This window comes from Pseudomonas sp. RL_105y_Pfl2_101, assembly GCF_963970585.1.
GTDB lineage: Bacteria > Pseudomonadota > Gammaproteobacteria > Pseudomonadales > Pseudomonadaceae > Aquipseudomonas.
Map to the genome: position 1 here is coordinate 1 of NZ_CAXAPG010000019.1, position 18,145 is coordinate 18,145.

The following is an 18,145-nucleotide window of genomic DNA, read 5'->3' on the forward strand; positions in this document are numbered from 1 at the left end:
CATTGCCGGTTCATCTGGTAGTGGCGCGGCGCAACATTGTCCAGCGGGCGGGTCAACTGCGCAGGCACCGGGTCGTGCAGCGTGCTGATCACGCCCTGCAATCTGCTGATCAACTGCTGCAAGGCCTTGTCGCCCTGGGTTTGCACGCTGTACTGGCCCTTGAAACCCAGGCACAAGCACAGGTACATGAGCAGCAGCACGTCGCGGTATTGCTCCGGGTGTTGACGCCGATGCCGAATAGCTCCACGTGCCGATGCAAGACTGACCCATCTTCAAATCCGCACAAATCCAACACAGTATTGGTTCGCGAGGAATCAGGCTGGGTCAGTGACATCTCGGTAACTGGGTCAATTCGGAGTCGGCGCCAACAATCTTGTCGCTTTTTGACCTCTCGGTTTCAGCTTTTGGCGAATTGGTGCGTGCCACCGATCCGGACTTTCATTACTTTGCCTTGCCCGGCATGCAGACCGACCGCGGCGACGATACGTTTCTCCTGAGTCTGCCGATTGATCCGGCGCGTCGGGAACTTCTCTTGGCGATCTCGTCCGATCTCGTGCTGCCTCTTATGGATTGGGCCGAGCAGAGCGTTTACGACATTTTGCGCTGGGTGTGGGAGACGGATGGTGTGGTAGCTCCCGCGGCGTCGTTGCATGCGGTGGCCTTGCAGCGGTTGAGTCGCTCCGATCCGGTTGCACGACGTTTGCGCGCCGCCGCCCTCCCAAGGCCGCCTCCTTCATGGGCGAGGAAGACGACTTGAAAAACGGGCGCATCGGTCGCGGTATAGAGAACGTTAACGATTCGCCAGGTCATCTCGGCCTGCCAAATGTGGCGGCGACATTTACCTGGGCGCGTCTTGCGCAGCGGCTCCCGGTTCGTATCCCTATCGATAGGGTGTCACCGGCGTTGAACGGGCGGCAGGCATGAGCGCGAGTGTTGAGATCATCCCCCCCAACACAGTTCGATAAGCATTCCGTACCGCCCAGGATGAGCGTTGGGGGCCGAGAGCGCTTCAGAAACTTCGGCCCGCGCCGACTCAGATGGTGTCGGCTACAGTTCCTTGTAACCGCAGGAATGTATCACGACCGCCACGGAATATTGATCATGACGAAACGCCCTCCGTTCCAATCGCTTGGCTGCGCCGAATGCCGCAACCATGAGGCGTTGGGGTTTGATTTCACCATGGCCTTCCAACCTATTTTCAACGTCCGGACACGCGCTGCGTTTGCTTATGAGGCGTTGGTCAGAGGCGTCAATGGCGAGTCGGCTGGCCACATCCTAGGGCTCGTGAACGACAGCAATCGCTATCGATTCGACCAGGCTTGCCGGGTGAAAGCTATCGAGGAAGCCGCAAGGCTGGGCCTGCTGGACATTCCCGATTGCTTGCTGAGCATTAATTTCCTGCCTAACGCCGTATACCGGCCAGAGACGTGTATCCGGGCCACCCTGGAAACGGCGCGCCTGACCCATTTCCCGCCAGAAAGGCTCATGTTCGAAGTGACCGAAGGCGAGAAGGTGGTAGACCCTGAGCACCTCAAATCGATTTTCGTGGAGTATGAGCGCCAGGGTTTCATTACCGCCGTCGACGATTTTGGCGCGGGCTATTCGGGCCTCAACCTGCTGGCCATGTTCCAGCCGCAGGTGCTGAAGATTGACATGGCACTGACCCGAGGTATCGATCGAGACTCGGTCAAACAAGCAATCGTCGAAGGCATCATCCTGGTTGCCAGGCGCTTGAATATCCTGGTCATCGCCGAAGGTGTCGAGACCCGTGAAGAAAGCTCGACGCTTCTAGGCATGGGGATCGAGCTGATGCAGGGATATTTGTATGCAAGGCCCGAGGTCGGTCATCTCCCGGCTGGATGCTTTGACTGGGGGGATGTGTCCAAGCCCTTCATCATGTCTCCTGATGGGTGTGAACACTGCTAGGCCGTTGCCCATCTGCCATTCACCGCATTGTGTCCATGATATTCGATGGGCCATTATCGGGCCTCGACATTAAGGACACGTCCCATGCCCACGCCTGTACTCCACCTCTTGTGCGGTAAGATTGCTTCGGGAAAATCCACGCTGGCCCGATCGTTAAAGGCTGAGCATTCAGCCATTTTGTTGAGCGAAGATCACTGGCTTTCAAAGCTTTACCCTGATCAGATCAAATCGGTAGCGGACTACATCCTGCATGCGCACCGGATCCGGGATGTCCTGGGGCCGCTGGTCATCGATATGCTCTCGACGGGGACTTCGGTGGTTCTCGATTGTCCTGCCAACACCCCAGCAGATCGTCATTGGCTACGCAGCCTGGCTGACGCTGCGAAAGTCCCTCACCGTGTTCACTACATCGAAGTGGAAGATGACATCTGCCGTCAAAGGCTGCACCACAGAAATGCGCGTGCCGAGCATGATTTCGCAGCCACTGATGCTGAATTCGACCTGATCACGAGCTACTTTCGTGCACCAGACCAAGCGGAAGGGCTAGATATTGTCATACACCGAACGTGATCCGTTGAAAATGTCGGGGCATTAAAGGCGGGCTTGCAGCTCGAAAAATACGGGGCATCGAATCCGTGGGGTCACTACGACAGGAGCGCCTCTGATCCCATCCAGTTATCCAAGAAATCCGTGAGTATGTCTGTGGATAACCACGCCGATGCCAGGTAGGCAGAGCGTTTTAACGGGCGCTCAAAAAATGTACAGGCAGGTTGGCATCACCGCCCGCCGTAGGTCATTGAATTTAAACAGGGCGCTGAAAGTCGGGTTCACCTTGCATGCAAGTTCCTCATGTCGAAGGCGATCAATCCTGTTAACCGTCGACTACGTTATGACGCAGGCGGGAGGGGCGGCGTCAGGTTCTCATCACGCTGACCAAGATCCGGGAGGAGGCAAGGGATATGGAGAGACCTAAAGAAAAGAGCAGGGACTATCGATTTGGAGGGCGGGTTAAGGCTTTCCCCTATGCACGGTACTGAGCAACTGATGTCTGGCCTAGGCTGAGTAGAACCAGACATTCCGAAGTCGCTAATGAGAGTGAATAGCCGTACGGCTGCCGACTGCCATGGAAATCCAAATGAGCGACTTATCCCTGCTGCTTGCCTTCATCGCTGCTGCGTCAGTGCTCACGGTTACCCCCGGCGTGGACACAGCCATGGTGCTTCGCGCTACAGCGACTGTGGGACGACGTTCGGCGGCGATGGCCTCTATCGGTATTGGGCTTGGGTGTCTGGTGTTAGGTGTCTTCTACATCACGCTCCTCCCCCAGTTTGTCCCGAGTGGCGCGAGCGTGGCCGTTACTCCTTCTTCCTTGCGGTGTTACACGTGCTGTTGACGCTGGCCTGGTTCGGCATTCTGATAGCGGCGACGGTGCCGCTGAGCAATTTCCTGAAGCGCCCGGCGGCCCTGAAGGCCCTTGACCGGCTCACGGGCGGTGTTTTTGTCGCGTTTGGGCTCAAGTTGGCTGTTTCCAATCCGGCTTGAGCCGACGCTCTATGTATGGCCGCCCGCGGTCTCCAAGCTTAGGCACGGTCGTTCTTTGGTGTGTCCATTACGATGTAGCTCGTAATCGACGAAACATGCGGCTGCGTACCCAAGACCTCACTGTGGAATGTCTTGTAAGCCTTCATATCCGCCAGCTCGACACGCAGCAGATACTCAAACGTCCCGGTGACAGTGTGAAACTCAACCACATCCGGACAGGCGCAGATCGCTTTTTCAAAAGCCCGAAGGGTGTCCTTCGTGTGGTTGGAGAGGCCTACGGTCACGTAGGCCACAAACCCTGCTCCCAGGCGAGATCTATCGATGACTGCTCTATAGCCTGTGATGACCCCAGATCGCTCTAGTTCTTGAACCCTTCTCAGGCAGGCGGAGGGAGACAGCCCGACTCGTTCGGCCAGCTTCAAATTGGTCTGGCGAGCGTCTCGCGAAAGCTCGCGCAATATCCTCCTGTCAATTTGATCGAGTTCGGTCATTAGTTGTGTTTGTCCTGAATTTGTTCGTCATTATGCAACCATTGTGCGTGCGCGGCGCTATAAAATTTCCGCACTTCCCAACCAGGCTTACCCTTTTCATGACCGATCTCACGCTCCTCATTCCATTCATGATTTTTGCCATAGTAATGACCGGTACACCGGGCCCTAATAACGCCATGGTGCTGGTTTCAGGTGCGAAGGTTGGCGTGATGCGAACGATGCCCTTGGTCAGTGGTATCGCCCTTGGAGTCAGCTTGCAGTTCGTGCTGCTTGGACTGGGGCTAGGTACCCTATTTGACGCGGCGCCAGGTTTTCATACAGCGCTTGGCGTTGTCGGCGCAGGCTATATTCTTTGGCTGGCCTGGAAAATTGCAACCAGCGGCCCGCTGGAAATCGGTCAAGACAGCCGGCCTCCAATGGGGCTATTAGCGGGTGCGGCATTTCAGTGGATAAATCCGAAAGCGTGGGCGCTTTCAATTAGCGCATCTGCAACGTATATACCCGTCGAAAACCATGTCCTGAACCTATGCATAGCAGGTGCTCTATTGGCGGCTCTGTCGATGCTATGCGTGGGAATCTGGGCAGTGGGTGGGGCTGCATTACGCCAGGTGCTAACGCGCCCCAGCTATTCGTTAGCCTTCAACGTCTCTATGTCCATCATTTTGATACTGACTACGATGCCTGCGATTCTGCGGTTGGCCCTTTCATAACCGTAGCGGATGGGCTTGTGCGCAATGTGTAGGCATGCGTTCAGATACCACGCCTCCCACCCAGGTGTCGTAGCCGATGTGACCTTGTGTATCGCTCAGCTGGTGAAATCCTTCCATGGCCGCGCGAAGCGGGCACGTTGAGACTATGCTCATTGCCACTGCAGGCAATGTACTGGTTTCACTTGTCGCCCACCAAGGAAAGGAGTCTGTATGTGTCTGGTTCTTAATGTCCCGTTCCATTATTTGAATGGTCGAATACGCAGTCTGGTAGCGCGTGTCCATCGGCGTATTTCGATCACCCAAAAAATCTTCTGGCGCTTGGCCGGCTGCGCGACCGGGCTGGCGCTGGTTGCTGTCAATCCAGCCCACGCTGTCGACGGCGGCATCGCCAGCGGCCCTACCGCAAGCTATAGCATTGCCTTCAGCAACTCCTACGCGGGCAGCGATTTTCGCAAGGTAATGGTGCGCAACTGGCAGGAGATTGCGGTCCAGGCGCAAAGGGATGGCTTGATCCGCGAGGCGCCGGTGGTCAGCGCCAATAACTCGGCGTCGGAACAAGCGGCCCATATCCAGCAGATGATCGTTCAGGGCGTCAACGCCCTCGTCATCCTGGCCGCGTCCGACACGGCCCTCAACGGGGTGATCCGCGATGCTTGCAACGCCGGCATCGTGGTGGTCGTCATGGCCAGCCTGGTCACCGAACCCTGCGTCTATACCGTCGACTACAACTGGTCCGCTATGGGCCGCGTGGAAATGGACTATATCGCCGAACGCCTCAAGGGGAACGGGATGCTGCTGGAGATCCGCGGCATTGCCGGTGATGCCACCGATAAGAACATCAGCGACGGCATTCGCAAGGCCGCCAGCGACTATCCGGACCTGAAGTTCGCCAAGACGGTATACGGGAGCTGGACGGCTTCTGTCGCACGCAAGGAGGTGGCCCTGGCGCTGCCGTCGCTGCCCAGCATTGATGCCGTCGCGACTCAGGGCGGCGACGGTTATGGCGCGGCCATGGCCTTCAAGGCGGCGGGACGCCCTTTGCCAATCATCGTGATGGGGAACCGTCAGGACGAACTCGCCCTGTGGAAACAGGAGCGCGATGCCAATGGCTACGAGACGGTCTCTGTCTCCGCTTCCCCGAGCGTCTCCCAGGTGGGTTTCTGGGTGGCCCAGCAGATTCTGGCGGGCAAGCAGGTGCCGACGTTCGTCGAAGTGCCGCTGGTGCGTATCGATTCGAAAGACCTGGACACCTGGCTCGCCACGATGCCGGTGGGCGGCGCTGCCAATCCTCTCTACAGCCAGGCTTCCGTTGCGGCGATGATCGACGCGGCCGCCAGCAATACGGCGTCGCCGACGCCTTTGCCGGAGGTGACGAAGCCGTAATGGCAGGCGTGGAGCGAGGAGGCGAGGCACCATGTTGACATTCAAACCCTCCACGGACAGGCCCATTGCCGTCAGGATTGGCCTGGCGGTCGCCGCACTCGTGTTCCTGATGCTGGTGGTATCGCTGGTGAACCTCTATGGCCTGCGAGGCATGGTGCGTGCGGTGGATTCCGCCAGCCATTCCGCGGAAATTCTGGCCTCGGTCAACGGCGCCACGGGGCGGGTGGAAAACTTCATCGCCACCCGCGACCAGGAAAGTCTGTCCCAGGCCGAAGGCATGGTGGCGACGGCTATCGCCGGCCTCACCACCATTGCGGTGGCAGAAGCGCAATCGCTCAAGGGCAGCCTGGAAAGGCTCGCCGCGGCGATCGCTGCCTTGCGGGTGGCGACCCTGACCATGGATGGTGAAACGGAGAACATGACATCCCATTACAGCCGGATGCGAGAGGCGACGATCCTCGTCGAACAGGGCATCGCCGATGGGCTGAAGGGGGTTGATGTCCGCGCCGCTGAGCACGAGGCGCGGGAGAGCAACATCGAAAGTGCTCATCGCATTCTGGATATCCTGCGCAACGGCGAACGGATCATCATCGCCAATGTGGCCAAGATGCTGGTGACCGGTAATGGGGCGGCCGCCATCGCGGCGCGGAACGCCAGCGCGGCACTCCCGCCCGTGGTCGAGCAATTGCGCGAGTTGATGACGGCGCCGCAGGAGCGAGAGAACGTGGGCCAGTTGGCGACGGCGGTCGCGGCGGTCAGCCTGGCGGTCGAGCACCTTGGCGAGGCGCCCAAGCTCCGGGGAGACGAGGCTTTGCGGCAGCTCGTCACCGTCGGGGATGTGGTCGAGCGCCTCGAGGCAATGCTGGCTGAAGTGGACGGGCAGGTTGTCCATGACGCAAGCGACATTCAGGCTGCAACCGGTTTGCTGCACAATGCCGCCGCGTTGTCCAAGCGTTTTGCCGAGCGTGTTGCCACCCTGGAGGCGCAGACCCTGTTGTTTCGCCTGTCACCCTCGGCCGAGGTCGCCGGCTCGGTCGGCGGCATCCTGGACGAGCTTACCCGTCTCTCTCGTGTTCTCCCGTCGTCCGTGGGGTTGCAAGCCAAGGTCACACCCCTGACTGTCACCGATCAGGTTGCCGGCTACCGGGCGGCATTCGCCAGGTTCCATCAGGCGAGCAGCGCCTTGATCGGCGCGCGCGACCAGGTTCGCAACGAGGCACGGAGCGCCGGTCTGTTGGTGGCGCGTTTCGCTGGCCAGGCGCGCGCCGACGCCTTGGTCCACAATGATCGCGGCATGCTTGCGACGATACTTGCGGGTAGCGTCGCAATCCTGTTGGCCGGCGCCATCGCCTGGAGCACGTCGCGATTCATCGCCCAGCCCATCGTGGCGCTGGCCTCGGCCATGCGCCGGCTTGCGGCCGGCGACCTGAACGCCGAGATCGCCAGCGCCGAACGCGGCGACGAGATTGGCATCATGACCCGCGCCGTACGGGTGTTCCAGGAGAATGCCCAGCGCCTCCGGGTGCTGGAGGCCGAGGCCGAAGCCGAACGACAGCAAGTCCAGGCCTCTTTGGAGAGAATGGTCGCCGAGCGGACCGACACGCTGCATCACCAGACCGAAGTGCTGGAGGCGCAGGCCGTCGAACTCATTCAGGCGCGCAACCAGGCCGAGACTGCTAACCAGGCAAAGAGCGATTTCGTGGCCACGGTCAGCCACGAACTGCGCACCCCCCTGACCCTGATTCTCGCTCCCCTGGAGCAACTCTCGGCGGCGACCATCCCGCCTGCGGACTGGCATGTGCAAGTCGATCGGGCTCAACGCAACGCGCTGCGCCTGATGAACCGGGTGAACGACATCCTCGATTTCTCCAAGGCCGAAGCGGGCAAGTTCGAGTTGTGTCCGATGCCAGTTGACTTGAACAAGACGGTGGGTGTGTTGGCCGAGGATGCCGCCATGGTCGCCGAGGGCAAAGGCTGCACCTTGACCTGCAGCATCGATCCCACGCTTGGTACGGTGTTCCTGGACCCCCGACATTTCGAGAAGATTCTCCTCAACCTAGTGAGCAATGCCATCAAGTTCACGCCCGCTGGCGGCACCGTGCACCTGGCAGTGACCGCGATTGATGGCGAGCGATTCGAGCTCGCGGTGCAAGACTCGGGAATTGGCATTGCGCCTGACAAACTGCCGCTGCTGTTCCAGCGATTTTCCCAGATCGATAATTCCGCCACGCGCCATTACAGCGGCACCGGCATCGGCCTTGCCCTGGTCAAGGATCTGGTCGAACTGATGGAGGGCGAAGTCGGCGTCAACAGCGAGCCCGGACGGGGTTCGTGCTTCTTTGTTCGACTTGCGCTGGGGACTGAGCAAAACACTGTACCGACCGAAGTCAGCAATATGCACGAGCGATCGTCACCGAGCACAGCAAGCACAACCGAGCAGCGCCACCTGCGTTTCGACGACGGTCGCCTTGGCAGTCGCAATGACCGGGCGCCGATGGACGACGCGGACGAGCAGCACTCGGAACACGCTTTGCGATCCAAAGTGCTCGTGGTAGATGACAGCCCGGAAATGCTTGGCTATCTCCGCGAGCTGTTGCGCGACGACTACAGCGTCGCCACCGCAACTGATGGAGAGCAGGCCTGGGCACTCCTGCAGCGTCGGCCCATCGATGTTGTCGTCTCGGATGTGATGATGCCGAAGCTCGACGGCTTCGGCCTGACCGCCAGAATCAAAGCCAGCGCCGGTTTTGCCCATTTGCCCGTGATCCTGGTGACCGCCCGCGGCGGTAGCGAGGCCTGCGTCTCCGGGCTGGAGAGTGGCGCCGACGACTATATCGCCAAACCCTTCTCGCCGCTGGAACTCAAGGCACGCGTACGCGCGGCGCTGCGCATGAGCCGGGTGCAAACTGAACTGAATGTAAAATCCCGTCAAGCGGGTATGGCCGAAATCGCCACGACTGTGTTGCATAACGTCGGCAACGTCCTCAACAGCGTGAACGTATCGGCAGAACTGGTCAGCAGCCAGATGCGCACCTCCAAAGCCCAGGGGCTGGGCAAGGTGGCGCAAATGATGAACGATCACGTCCATGACCTGAGCGATTTTCTCACCAAAGACTACAAGGGAAAGATGCTGCCCGACTACCTGCTTAAGCTGGCGAAAGTGGTGGCGCAAGAGCAGCAGGGCATCATCGAAGAACTCGAACAGCTCACCAAGGGCATTGACCACATCAAAACCATTGTCGCTGCCCAGCAGTCCTATGCCGTCGCCGTCAGTATTGTTGAGACAGTGCCGGTCGCAGAGTTGATCGACGATGCCTTGCGCATGAGTGCTGGATTACTGGCGCGCGAGGAGGTGACGGTGGTCAAGGACATTGCCGATTTGCCCCTGCTGCCGCTGGACCGGCACCGGATGCTGCTGATTCTGGTGAACCTGATCAACAATGCCAAGCAGGCGTTGGACGGCGTGATCGATCGCAGCCGATGCGTGACGTTCGGCGCGTCTCTCGCTGACGGGTCAATATTGCGTATCACGGTGGCCGACAACGGCAATGGGATTGCGCCTGAGCACATGGGGCGCGTCTTTTCCCATGGCTTCACGACGCGCAAAGACGGTCACGGTTTCGGCCTGCACAGTTGCGCGCTGGCCGCACAGGAAATGGAGGGCAGCTTGAGCGTGCGCAGCGACGGGGCAGGACAGGGCGCAACCTTTATCCTCGATATTCCCCTTGATGCTCCGCTGAGTAAATGATGAACAGTGGACCTCGGATGCTACTGGTCGACGGACGATAGGTTGCGATGGGCGTTGGCCGCCTCGGCCGGCATAACGCCCGCCCTTGGCCACAGCAGCGCGGCCAGGCCAATAGCATAGACAACCGCAAACAGCACGTAGGCGATACGGGTGGAAAACAGCTGGGGCGTTTCTGTGGGCAACGGTGATACACCAAGCCCGAACAGAATAAGGAAGGTCATGAGCCCCCCGCCGAATACTTTGCCAGCGGTGTTGCCGATGGCGGCTTTGCCGGCAAACAGCAGGCTTACCAGCAGCAGGATCAGCGCCACCAGCCACAAGGTCGGCCGCAGTTCGAACAGGGTAAAGGCCAGGGAAGCCACCACCCCGCCCAGTAGGTTGATCATCACCAGGCCAAGGGCGGTGCGGCTGCTCATGCCTAGCGAAAACTGGCTAAGCAACGAGGCCACCGTGATGGGGACGACCATCGCCGTGGCCAGCCGCGGGTCGCTCAGGCACAGGGCAACCATGGCCAGCAGAATCGCCGCGCTGGACATGGCCTGGTGAATCACCAGAGTCAGCTCGCGCGGCTGTGCGATTTGCTGGTCGGTGTATTCACCAGCAGGGTCGGGCAGCAGCGCATGGGCGCCCCAAGTCAGCAGCAAACCCAGGCTGAGCGCCTTGACCAGCACTAGCACGATGGACTCGCCCAGATCGCGCTGCACGATATCGAGCATCGGTACCACAATGGCAATGACCAGCATCAGCGCCGGCCCCGCGCCGCCCAGCTGTTGGCCTTGCGCGGTAAAACAGGCGAAATAAAACAGCCACAGCACTGTCAGGAGCACCCACGGCCGCTCACCGAGCATGCCGGTCATACACACCAGCAGTGCGCCGGTCAGCATACTCACCAGCAACGTTATCAATCCCTGAGACAACGCTGGTGCGCGGCGGCTGGCCAAGAGGAACTGGATGGCGAACAAGGGCGCGAGAAAAGGCAGGATGTTGCCCAGGGCCAGACCCGTGCACAAGCCCACGGTCGCTGCCAGGGCGACGCGCAATCCCTGGCGTTTTATTCGCAGCAGCTCCAGCGCAGCTTGCCCATCAATTGACATAATTCAGCCAGGCGCCCAGGCGTGTCATAAATGCCCCCAGCGCGTTCGTCATGCGGTTGTCATCGGTGTAGATCACCACGGTCACTTGCGAGCCGTAGCGCGGGCCGATCGGGTGCGGTTCCTCCACGAGCAGGCGCACCGGAAAGCGCTGCGGATCGCGCACCCAACCACTCTCGTTGCGCACCGAGGGCAGGGCGGCGTTGCTGCTATCCTGTTGCGCGACACCCCAGCCGACGCTTTCAACGCGGCCCTTGAACACGCGACCTGGCAATACATCGAACACCAGTTCCGCCGGGTCGTCAGCCTGCACATGCTCCAGGCTGTTTTCCTTGAAGGCGGCAGACACCCATACGGTGCCACTGTCGATGAAGGTCAGTGCCGGTTGGCCAGCGCTGACGACCTGACCCACGGCGAGCTGGAGATGGGTGATCACGCCATCGGCGGGGGCAATGACTTCGGTACGCACCAGGTCGAGCCGGGCTTTTTCCAGTGCGGCCAGGGCTTGCTTGAATTGCGGGTTGTCGTTGCCTTTGGGCCCTAACTGCTGACGCGCCCGTTCCAGGTCGGCTTGGGCTTTGCTCACGGCCGCCTCGGCGGAGCTCAGCGAGGCCTTGGCTTCATCCTGGCGCGCCGGGGCGAATACACCGCGCTCGACCAATTGGTTCACCCGCCGGGCTTGCTCGCGTATGTTGTCACGCTGCGCGCGCGCCGACACCAACTGTGCCTGGGCGGCATCCACCGAGGCGGTGCTGGCACCTAATGCCTGTCCGGTTTCTTCCAGCCGCGCTTCGGCCTCGCTGACGACAAGCTTGTAGGGTTGCGGGTCGATACGAAACAGCACCTGGCCAGTCTTCACCCGGGCATTGTCGAGCACCGCAACTTCTGTCACACGACCACCCACCTCGGCAGCCATTTGCACGACATAGGCTTGCACCACGGCTTGCGACGTCGAGGGCGTGCGTCGTTCCATAAAAATGGAGAGGGTGAACAGCACGGCGATCAAAACCGCCACACCTAGTGCAATGCGCCGCAGCGGATTGGCTGGCGCAGGCTTCTCAAGAGGCGGTTCAGTTTGGCGCTCAGGCTCGACGGAAACGGGAGAGTTCTGTGTTTCGGGCATATCGGCACCTGTAAGTCATGGCGCTTCAAGAACAACTGACAGCGCGCCGGGGGGAGGCGATCCGGGCGTTGGCTCAGACCGGGTCGGAGGCAGTGACCCGTGCGGTTCGGATAAAAAGCGCGCGCAATTTCTCCCAGAAATTGCCACCCAGTACAAAGAAGCTACCAACCAACAGTGCATCGCCCAGCAGTTGCAATGCCCAGCTATTGGGGCGCAGACCGGGCGCAAGGGTGTCGACATAGGGTTCGAGAAAGGAACACACCAACGGTAAGCAGAACATCACCAGGCCAATACGGTGGCGGGTGACGCTTACCTCTTGCTCAGCGCTGGGCACAAGGCCCGACACATAGCTGAACACATGCTGCTTGAGCTCTTGGAAACCCGCCTTGCCCATCACGGCGATCACCAGCAGCAACAACACCTTGTTGACGATGAACAGGGCGCCGGTGATAGCGGCGATGGTGGAGCGGGGCACATCCGCGGCCGCTGCCAGCGGCACCAACAACCACAACGTGAGCATTAGACAAAGAATGGCGATGCCTAATTTGAAGCGCCATTGCGCGGACGTTGCCGGAGACTGTGTCGTGGCCATGCTGTCTTACCTTTCTTTTACGTTGGTATTGGTTAGAGGCTGGAGCGAAATTGAGCTTAGCAGCTGGATTGCCAACGCACTCAGTCCTGTCAGGCTTTCTGCGCATGCCCCCCGATGCCTGCTCGCTCTGAGTGGAGCCTCAAAGGGGGATGTGGGGTGTCGACAAGACCTGGCGCAAACCCATGAACGAGCGAATCTGACGAACCCCGGGCAGGTCAAGCAATTGCTCGGCGTGGAGCCGGTTGAAACTGTTGCTGTCCTTGGTGTGTTGGCGCTGATTGAAAACTGACCTTTCGTATTGTCGCTTGACTGTGCCTGGGGTTTTTTAAATACTAGACTAAGTAGTCGGTCTAATGAATGGGCGAACATCAACACCTGCCTCTACGGAGAAAAAATGAGAAAAGTTGATCCTGAGAAGCACCAGGCCAAGCTGCACCAAATCCTCGAAGCAGCGATCATGTGCTTTGCCGAAAAAGGCTTTCGCGGCACATCGACCAACGAAATCTGTGCGGCAGCGGGCATGAGCCCTGGCAACCTGTTTCACTATTTCCCCAATAAGCAGGCGGTGATTGAGGCCATTGCGGAGGAGGACCGGCGCGAAATGAGTGAGCGCTTTGCTCAACTGGCCGATGAACCCGATGCCATTGTGGCGGTTGAGCGGTTGGTAAAAGACCTCTTGAAGCAGTGCGCCGATCCTATCTACGCCAAGATCGGCGTTGAAGTGGTTGCCGAGTCCATGCGCAACCCTGAAATGGCAGCCTTGTTTGCTGTCAGCGAGGCTTCGATCAAGGGTGATCTGGTCGCGCTTCTCCAGCGTGGGGTCACCCAAGGTCAGATCGATGCGACCTTGGATCCGAAAGTCGCGGCAACCTGGCTAATCGCGCTGATCGACGGCGCGGTCTCTCGTTCTGTGCTGGACCGGGATTTCAAGCTCAAAGCTTATACGCCGACGCTGATGCGCATGATCCGGCGATTTCTTGAATAGATCGCTTCACTCAGCCCATTGCCTATGGGTCGTCCCTTCTCCAGTAAAAGCTGGGGCCGTGGGGGGGGCAGGCTCACGGTTCTCCTGTGTTCCGACACGCTTTTTCGGACGACCTCAATGAACACTCCGATGAACCCGAACCTCGCCTTTGCGGGGGCGCAACGATCTCACCGCCTGTGGCTTGGGGCGGGTGTATGCCTGCTGCTGGTCAGCTTGGGAGCATTGCTGCTTTGGCCTTCCGACGAGCCCGCAGCCTCCGTTGTACCCCCGCTGCGTGTCAGCACAGCCACGGCAGGTCCAGCGATGCTCAATCGTTCTGTACAGGTGAATGGAACACTGGTTGCCCGCGAGGAAATCGCGATCAGTTCATCTGTGCCGGAACAGCGTGTGGCAGAGGTAAAAGTGGAGGAGGGCGACAGCGTCGAGTCTGGACAGTTGCTGGCGCGACTGGAAACTCAAGGGCTGGACGCGCAGATTCGCCAGGCGCAAGCGGCATTGGCACGTGCGCGTGCTGCAGTCGGCCAACAGGAAGCTGTCACTGTTGAAGCCCAAGCCACCTTCAAACGCATCGAGTGGCTGGGGGGAAGTGGGGCGGTCAGTGAGCAGCAGGTCGATGAACGTCGTGCCCAGGCGGACTCAGCAGCCGCCAACCTGCGTGCTGCGCGTGCAGAAGTTGAGCAAGCGCTCGCGCAACTTGCCGACGCTCGCCACCAGCGCAGCAAAGCTGATATCCGGGCACCTTTTGCAGGTGTCATCGTGGAGCGTGTGGCACGTACCGGCGCGTTGAGCGGTGGCGAGCCCATGTTCCGGCTGATTCGAGAGGGGGCCATCGAGTTTGAAGGGGAGGTGGCGGAAACCGACTTGGTCGACATCACACCCGGGCAAACGCTCAGGGTCCGGATTGCCGGGATCTCTTCTCCCATGAAGGGCACGATTCGACGGGTGGGCCCCAAGGTTGATGCACGATCCCGACTCGGTCGTGTGCGCATTGAGTTGGACTATTCGCCTCTGCTTCGCGTTGGCACCTATGCCCACGGGACGTTAGTCCTTGCGTCGCGCAAGCTCGACGTGACGCTGCCAGCTCGGGCGTTTTCTATCATTGATGCCCATCGGGCCTGGGTGATGCGTATCAATGATCAGGGAGTCATCGCTCGTCAAACAGTGGCAACCGGTCGGCGTAGTGGCGATTTATTGGAGATTACCTCGGGCTTGCAGGCCGGCGAGCGTGTAGTCGCTAATGCATCTGCGTTTGTGCGCGAAGGCGACGTGGTGGCCGTCTCCGCCGCTCCTGCGCCGCTGATTGAGGAGGCGCCATGAGTTTCCAGATATCATCGTGGGCGATTCGACGGCCCATTCCTACGCTGGTTCTGTTCTTCCTGTTGGCTGTTGTCGGTATCAGTGCATTCGTGCGCCTGCCCATCAACGCGAACCCGCGCGTGGACTTTCCGGTCGTCACGGTTGCCGTCACCCTACCGGGAGCCGCGTCGAGCGAGTTGGAAAGCTCCGTCACCCGTCGCGTGGAAAACGCCATTGCCGGGCTTGCCGGTATCCGGCACATGAGTTCAACACTGAGCGACGGCACGTCTCTGACCACAGTTGAATTTCAGCTCGGCGTCGATCCCGACCGCGCAACCAATGACGTACGGGAGGCCGTCACCGAGGTGCGCGTCGAATTGCCGCCAGCCGTGCTGGAACCGCGCATTTCACGGGTAGATGTAGAAGGGGGCGCGATCGTCTATTACGCAGTCGACTCCGCTGAACGCAGTACCGTGGAACTTTCGTGGTTCGTGGACGATGCCGTCAACCGAGCCTTACTCGCGACACCTGGCGTACAGCACGTTCAGCGCATGGGGGGAGTGAATCGTGAAATCCGGATTGAACTCAAACCTGATCGGCTTGCTGCATTGGGCATCAGTGCCGAACAGGTCAACACACAATTGGTGCAGAGCAATGTGGATGTGCCTGGCGGGCGTATTGTCCTCTATGGCCGCGAACAAGCCATCCGAACCCTGGGGAGCGCCGCAAGCGTAGAAGCGCTCGCGGCTCGTCCGATTGCCCTTCCGGGGGGGCGGTGGGCCACGTTGGCCGACTTGGCGACCGTGCGCGATGCCAGTAGCGAGAGTCGGGAGCTTGCCCGGTTGAATGATCGGGACGTTGTTGGTTTTGCCGTTTATCGCGCCAGGGGCTCCAGTGACACTGTGGTAGCTCAGGGTGTTGAAGACACCATCGCCGGTCTCCAACGGAGCTATGGCGATCTCAAGATCCAACAATTCGCCTCCACGGTGGACTACACCCGTTCCAGCTACAAAATGTCGATGATGACGTTGTTGGAAGGCGCAGGCTTGACCGTCATCGTCGTGTTCTTCTTCTTGCGCAACTGGCGCGCCACCCTGGTCGCGGCCATTGCGCTCCCGTTGTCGATTCTCCCGACATTCGCCGCCATGGTATTGCTGGGCTACACCCTGAACAGCATCACCTTACTGGCCTTGACCTTGGTTATCGGTATTCTGGTCGATGATGCGATTGTCGAAATCGAGAACATTGAGCGTCATCTGGACATGGGCAAACGCCCGTTCCGTGCCGCGATCGATGCCTGCGATGCGATCGGCTTCGCAGTCGTTGCCATCACCGCGACCATAGTGGCCGTGTTTCTTCCGGTCAGTTTTATTGGTGGCTACATTGGACGTTACTTCACACAGTTCGGCATCACGGTTTCCGTGGCCGTGCTGGCCTCTATGTTGGTTGCAAGGCTGGCAACACCGCTTCTCGCCGCCTATCTGATGCAGCCGAAGGCAGGTGTGGGTTCAGTCGGTCATGGCCCGCACGCCCAACCAGGCAAGTTGATGGCGCGCTATCTAAGATGGTTGGACTGGTCACTTCGGCATCGCCACATAGCATTAGGGAGTGGGGTGGCGTTCCTTATCAGCTCGTTTCTTTTGATTCCTTTGCTCCCCACGGGGTTCCTGCCCGTTAGCGATCTGAGCCTTACGCAAGTCAACGTCGAGCTGACCCCGGGTACACCACTGGCTCAGACCGACCAGAAGCTGCGAGAAGCCGGCAACCAGATCGCCCTGCGCCAGGAAGTGAATGCGGTATTCACGCTGGCCGGAGGACAAGATGCTGCGGGCGCGAACGATGTCACCAAAGGCATGCTTCTGGTCCGCCTCAAGCCCCCGGGCGAACGGGAACTGGATCAAAAAGGGTTCGAGCAATTGTTGCAGCAAGATCTGAATCAGTTAGATGACATACGATTCACATTCCAGGGGGAAAACGATGTACGTGATGTTTCCATCATCCTTCTCGGCGCGGATCCCGCAAAACTATCAGAGACAGCGAACGAACTTCAGCGACAAATGCGTGGAGTCGCAGGCATTGCCAACGTTCAGGTCAACGAGCCGCTTGCTCGCCCGGAATTGTTGATCCAGCCGCGTCTCCACGAAGCAGCACTGGCGGGAGTCTCTGCGTCCAGCATCGGCAACGTCATGCGCATCGCCACACTCGGCGAAGTCGATGCGAGTTCTGCTCGATTCGACCTGACGGATCGACAGGTACCTATTCGCGTCATGCTGGATGAGCGCTCACGCAGTGACCTGGAGACGCTTCGAAATCTGAGCATTCCAACCGATGACGGCAATAGCGTTCCGCTCCATGCCGTCGCCACTCTCGGATTCGCGGATGGGCCTGCTCGCATCGAACGCTTCGACCGTCTTCGACGGGTGTCGGTGGACGCGGACCTGCGTTCTGGCTCCACCCTCGGCGATGCCCTCGACAACATCAATACCTTGTCTGTACTGCAGACGTTGCCTGAAGGCGTGCGTCGCGTTGAATATGGTGACGCCGAGTACATGAACGAGATGTTCGACAAGTTCGGTGTGGCTATGGGGTTTGGCATCCTGATGGTGTACGCCGTCCTGGTGCTGTTGTTCAAAGATTTTCTGCAGCCCATCACGATCCTCGTCGCGCTCCCTCTGTCCATCGGCGGCGCCATTGCAGGCCTGCTGCTCTATGGCGCAGCACTCGATCTTCCCGCGATGATCGGCATCTTGATGCTGATGGGCATCGTCACGAAGAACTCTATTCTTCTGGTCGAGTTCGCCAATGAAAAGCGCCGGGAAGGGGTTTCGCGTCGGGACGCATTGCTGCGGTCGGGAGCAGAGCGTGCCCGCCCGATCATCATGACTACCATCGCCATGGTCGCCGGCATGGTGCCCGCGGTTCTCAGCAGCGGTGCCGACAGTGGTTTTCGGGCGCCCATGGCGATCGCTGTGATCGGGGGATTGCTAACGTCGACCGTCCTGAGTCTGGTTTTCGTGCCGGTCGTATTCACTTATATGGACGACTTGCGAAGGTATCTCGCCCAAAGATTAATGCGATTGACCTCGGTCACCGAGATGGATAGGAAGGAAAGCGATTCCCTGGTGTGATGTCAGAGCATTTCCACAATGATCGGCACCATGCCACTAGAGGAAACTTCCATAGCGTTCTTGCGGCGCATGTCAGCCTGGGATGTGGTCAGCCGCATGAACATCATGCTGCCAGGACAACGCCCCTTGA

At 59.6% G+C, this 18,145-nt stretch carries 13 protein-coding genes and 5 pseudogenes; 12 read left to right on the plus strand and 6 right to left on the minus strand.

Annotated elements, in window-relative coordinates; all coding sequences use genetic code 11:
* Positions 1–200 (minus strand): DotU family type IV/VI secretion system protein (locus AACY31_RS18955; protein ID WP_339504963.1); only part of this gene is annotated, 200 nt, incomplete at its 3' end.
* A gap of 173 nt (positions 201–373) precedes the next feature.
* On the opposite strand from AACY31_RS18955, the gene AACY31_RS18960 reads away from it, so the two are divergent.
* From AACY31_RS18960 to AACY31_RS28980, 4 genes and pseudogenes are all read left to right on the plus strand, one after another.
* Positions 374–757 (plus strand): hypothetical protein, encoded by a 384-nt coding sequence (locus tag AACY31_RS18960; RefSeq protein WP_339504965.1) that lies wholly within the window; start codon positions 374–376, stop codon positions 755–757.
* A 344-nt stretch (positions 758–1,101) separates the two neighbouring features.
* A complete protein-coding gene (locus AACY31_RS18965; protein ID WP_339482168.1) occupies positions 1,102–1,926 on the plus strand; it encodes an EAL domain-containing protein in 825 nt (274 codons plus the stop codon).
* Between the two features lie 84 nt (positions 1,927–2,010).
* On the plus strand, positions 2,011–2,496 hold the full coding sequence (locus AACY31_RS18970; protein ID WP_339482160.1) for an AAA family ATPase: 486 nt from the start codon (positions 2,011–2,013) through the stop codon (positions 2,494–2,496).
* 565 nt (positions 2,497–3,061) lie between these two features.
* Positions 3,062–3,468 (plus strand): annotated as a pseudogene (locus AACY31_RS28980) (LysE family transporter).
* Positions 3,469–3,506: 38 nt separating this feature from the next.
* Here the strand turns inward: AACY31_RS28980 and AACY31_RS18980 are convergent.
* Positions 3,507–3,959, minus strand: a complete 453-nt coding sequence (locus tag AACY31_RS18980) for an Lrp/AsnC family transcriptional regulator (RefSeq protein ID WP_339482158.1) — start codon at positions 3,957–3,959, stop codon at positions 3,507–3,509.
* A gap of 98 nt (positions 3,960–4,057) precedes the next feature.
* Here AACY31_RS18980 and AACY31_RS18985 point away from each other — a divergent pair, with 98 nt between their 5' ends.
* The 5 genes and pseudogenes from AACY31_RS18985 to AACY31_RS28995 form a co-directional block, all read left to right on the plus strand.
* Positions 4,058–4,669, plus strand: coding sequence for a LysE family translocator (locus AACY31_RS18985; RefSeq protein ID WP_339482157.1), 612 nt, complete (start codon positions 4,058–4,060; stop codon positions 4,667–4,669).
* Positions 4,670–4,879: 210 nt separating this feature from the next.
* Positions 4,880–6,052, plus strand: a complete 1,173-nt coding sequence (locus tag AACY31_RS18990) for an ABC transporter substrate-binding protein (protein ID WP_339504967.1) — start codon at positions 4,880–4,882, stop codon at positions 6,050–6,052.
* A 1,294-nt stretch (positions 6,053–7,346) separates the two neighbouring features.
* A pseudogene (locus AACY31_RS28985) lies at positions 7,347–8,396 on the plus strand (sensor histidine kinase); the annotation flags it as partial.
* A gap of 258 nt (positions 8,397–8,654) precedes the next feature.
* Positions 8,655–8,943 (plus strand): annotated as a pseudogene (locus AACY31_RS28990) (response regulator transcription factor); the annotation flags it as partial.
* A 518-nt stretch (positions 8,944–9,461) separates the two neighbouring features.
* A pseudogene (locus tag AACY31_RS28995) lies at positions 9,462–9,800 on the plus strand (ATP-binding protein); the annotation flags it as partial.
* Between the two features lie 20 nt (positions 9,801–9,820).
* On the opposite strand, the gene AACY31_RS19000 reads toward AACY31_RS28995, so the two are convergent.
* The 4 genes and pseudogenes from AACY31_RS19000 to AACY31_RS19015 all read right to left on the minus strand — a co-directional run.
* Positions 9,821–10,894 (minus strand): DUF2955 domain-containing protein, encoded by a 1,074-nt coding sequence (locus AACY31_RS19000; protein WP_339492100.1) that lies wholly within the window; start codon positions 10,892–10,894, stop codon positions 9,821–9,823.
* Positions 10,884–12,014: an HlyD family secretion protein gene (locus AACY31_RS19005; protein WP_339482151.1), complete on the minus strand. Its 1,131-nt coding sequence runs from the start codon at positions 12,012–12,014 to the stop codon at positions 10,884–10,886. Before AACY31_RS19005 ends, AACY31_RS19000 begins: the two co-directional genes overlap by 11 nt.
* Positions 12,015–12,087: 73 nt before the next feature.
* Positions 12,088–12,606, minus strand: a complete 519-nt coding sequence (locus AACY31_RS19010; protein ID WP_339482150.1) for a transporter suffix domain-containing protein — start codon at positions 12,604–12,606, stop codon at positions 12,088–12,090.
* 139 nt (positions 12,607–12,745) lie between these two features.
* A pseudogene (locus AACY31_RS19015) lies at positions 12,746–12,871 on the minus strand (Lrp/AsnC family transcriptional regulator); the annotation flags it as partial.
* Positions 12,872–13,000: 129 nt separating this feature from the next.
* Here AACY31_RS19015 and AACY31_RS19020 point away from each other — a divergent pair.
* The 3 genes from AACY31_RS19020 to AACY31_RS19030 all read left to right on the plus strand — a co-directional run bounded on the left by AACY31_RS19020 (position 13,001) and on the right by AACY31_RS19030 (position 18,015).
* Positions 13,001–13,591, plus strand: coding sequence for a TetR/AcrR family transcriptional regulator (locus tag AACY31_RS19020; RefSeq protein WP_339482149.1), 591 nt, complete (start codon positions 13,001–13,003; stop codon positions 13,589–13,591).
* 129 nt (positions 13,592–13,720) lie between these two features.
* Positions 13,721–14,908 carry an efflux RND transporter periplasmic adaptor subunit gene (locus AACY31_RS19025; protein ID WP_339504969.1) on the plus strand — a complete coding sequence of 396 codons (1,188 nt, stop codon included), beginning with the start codon at positions 13,721–13,723 and terminating at the stop codon, positions 14,906–14,908.
* The gene (locus AACY31_RS19030; RefSeq protein WP_339482146.1) at positions 14,905–18,015 is read left to right on the plus strand and encodes an efflux RND transporter permease subunit; all 3,111 of its coding nucleotides are present in this window, start codon (positions 14,905–14,907) and stop codon (positions 18,013–18,015) included. Before AACY31_RS19025 ends, AACY31_RS19030 begins: the two co-directional genes overlap by 4 nt.
* Positions 18,016–18,145: the final 130 nt, after the last annotated feature.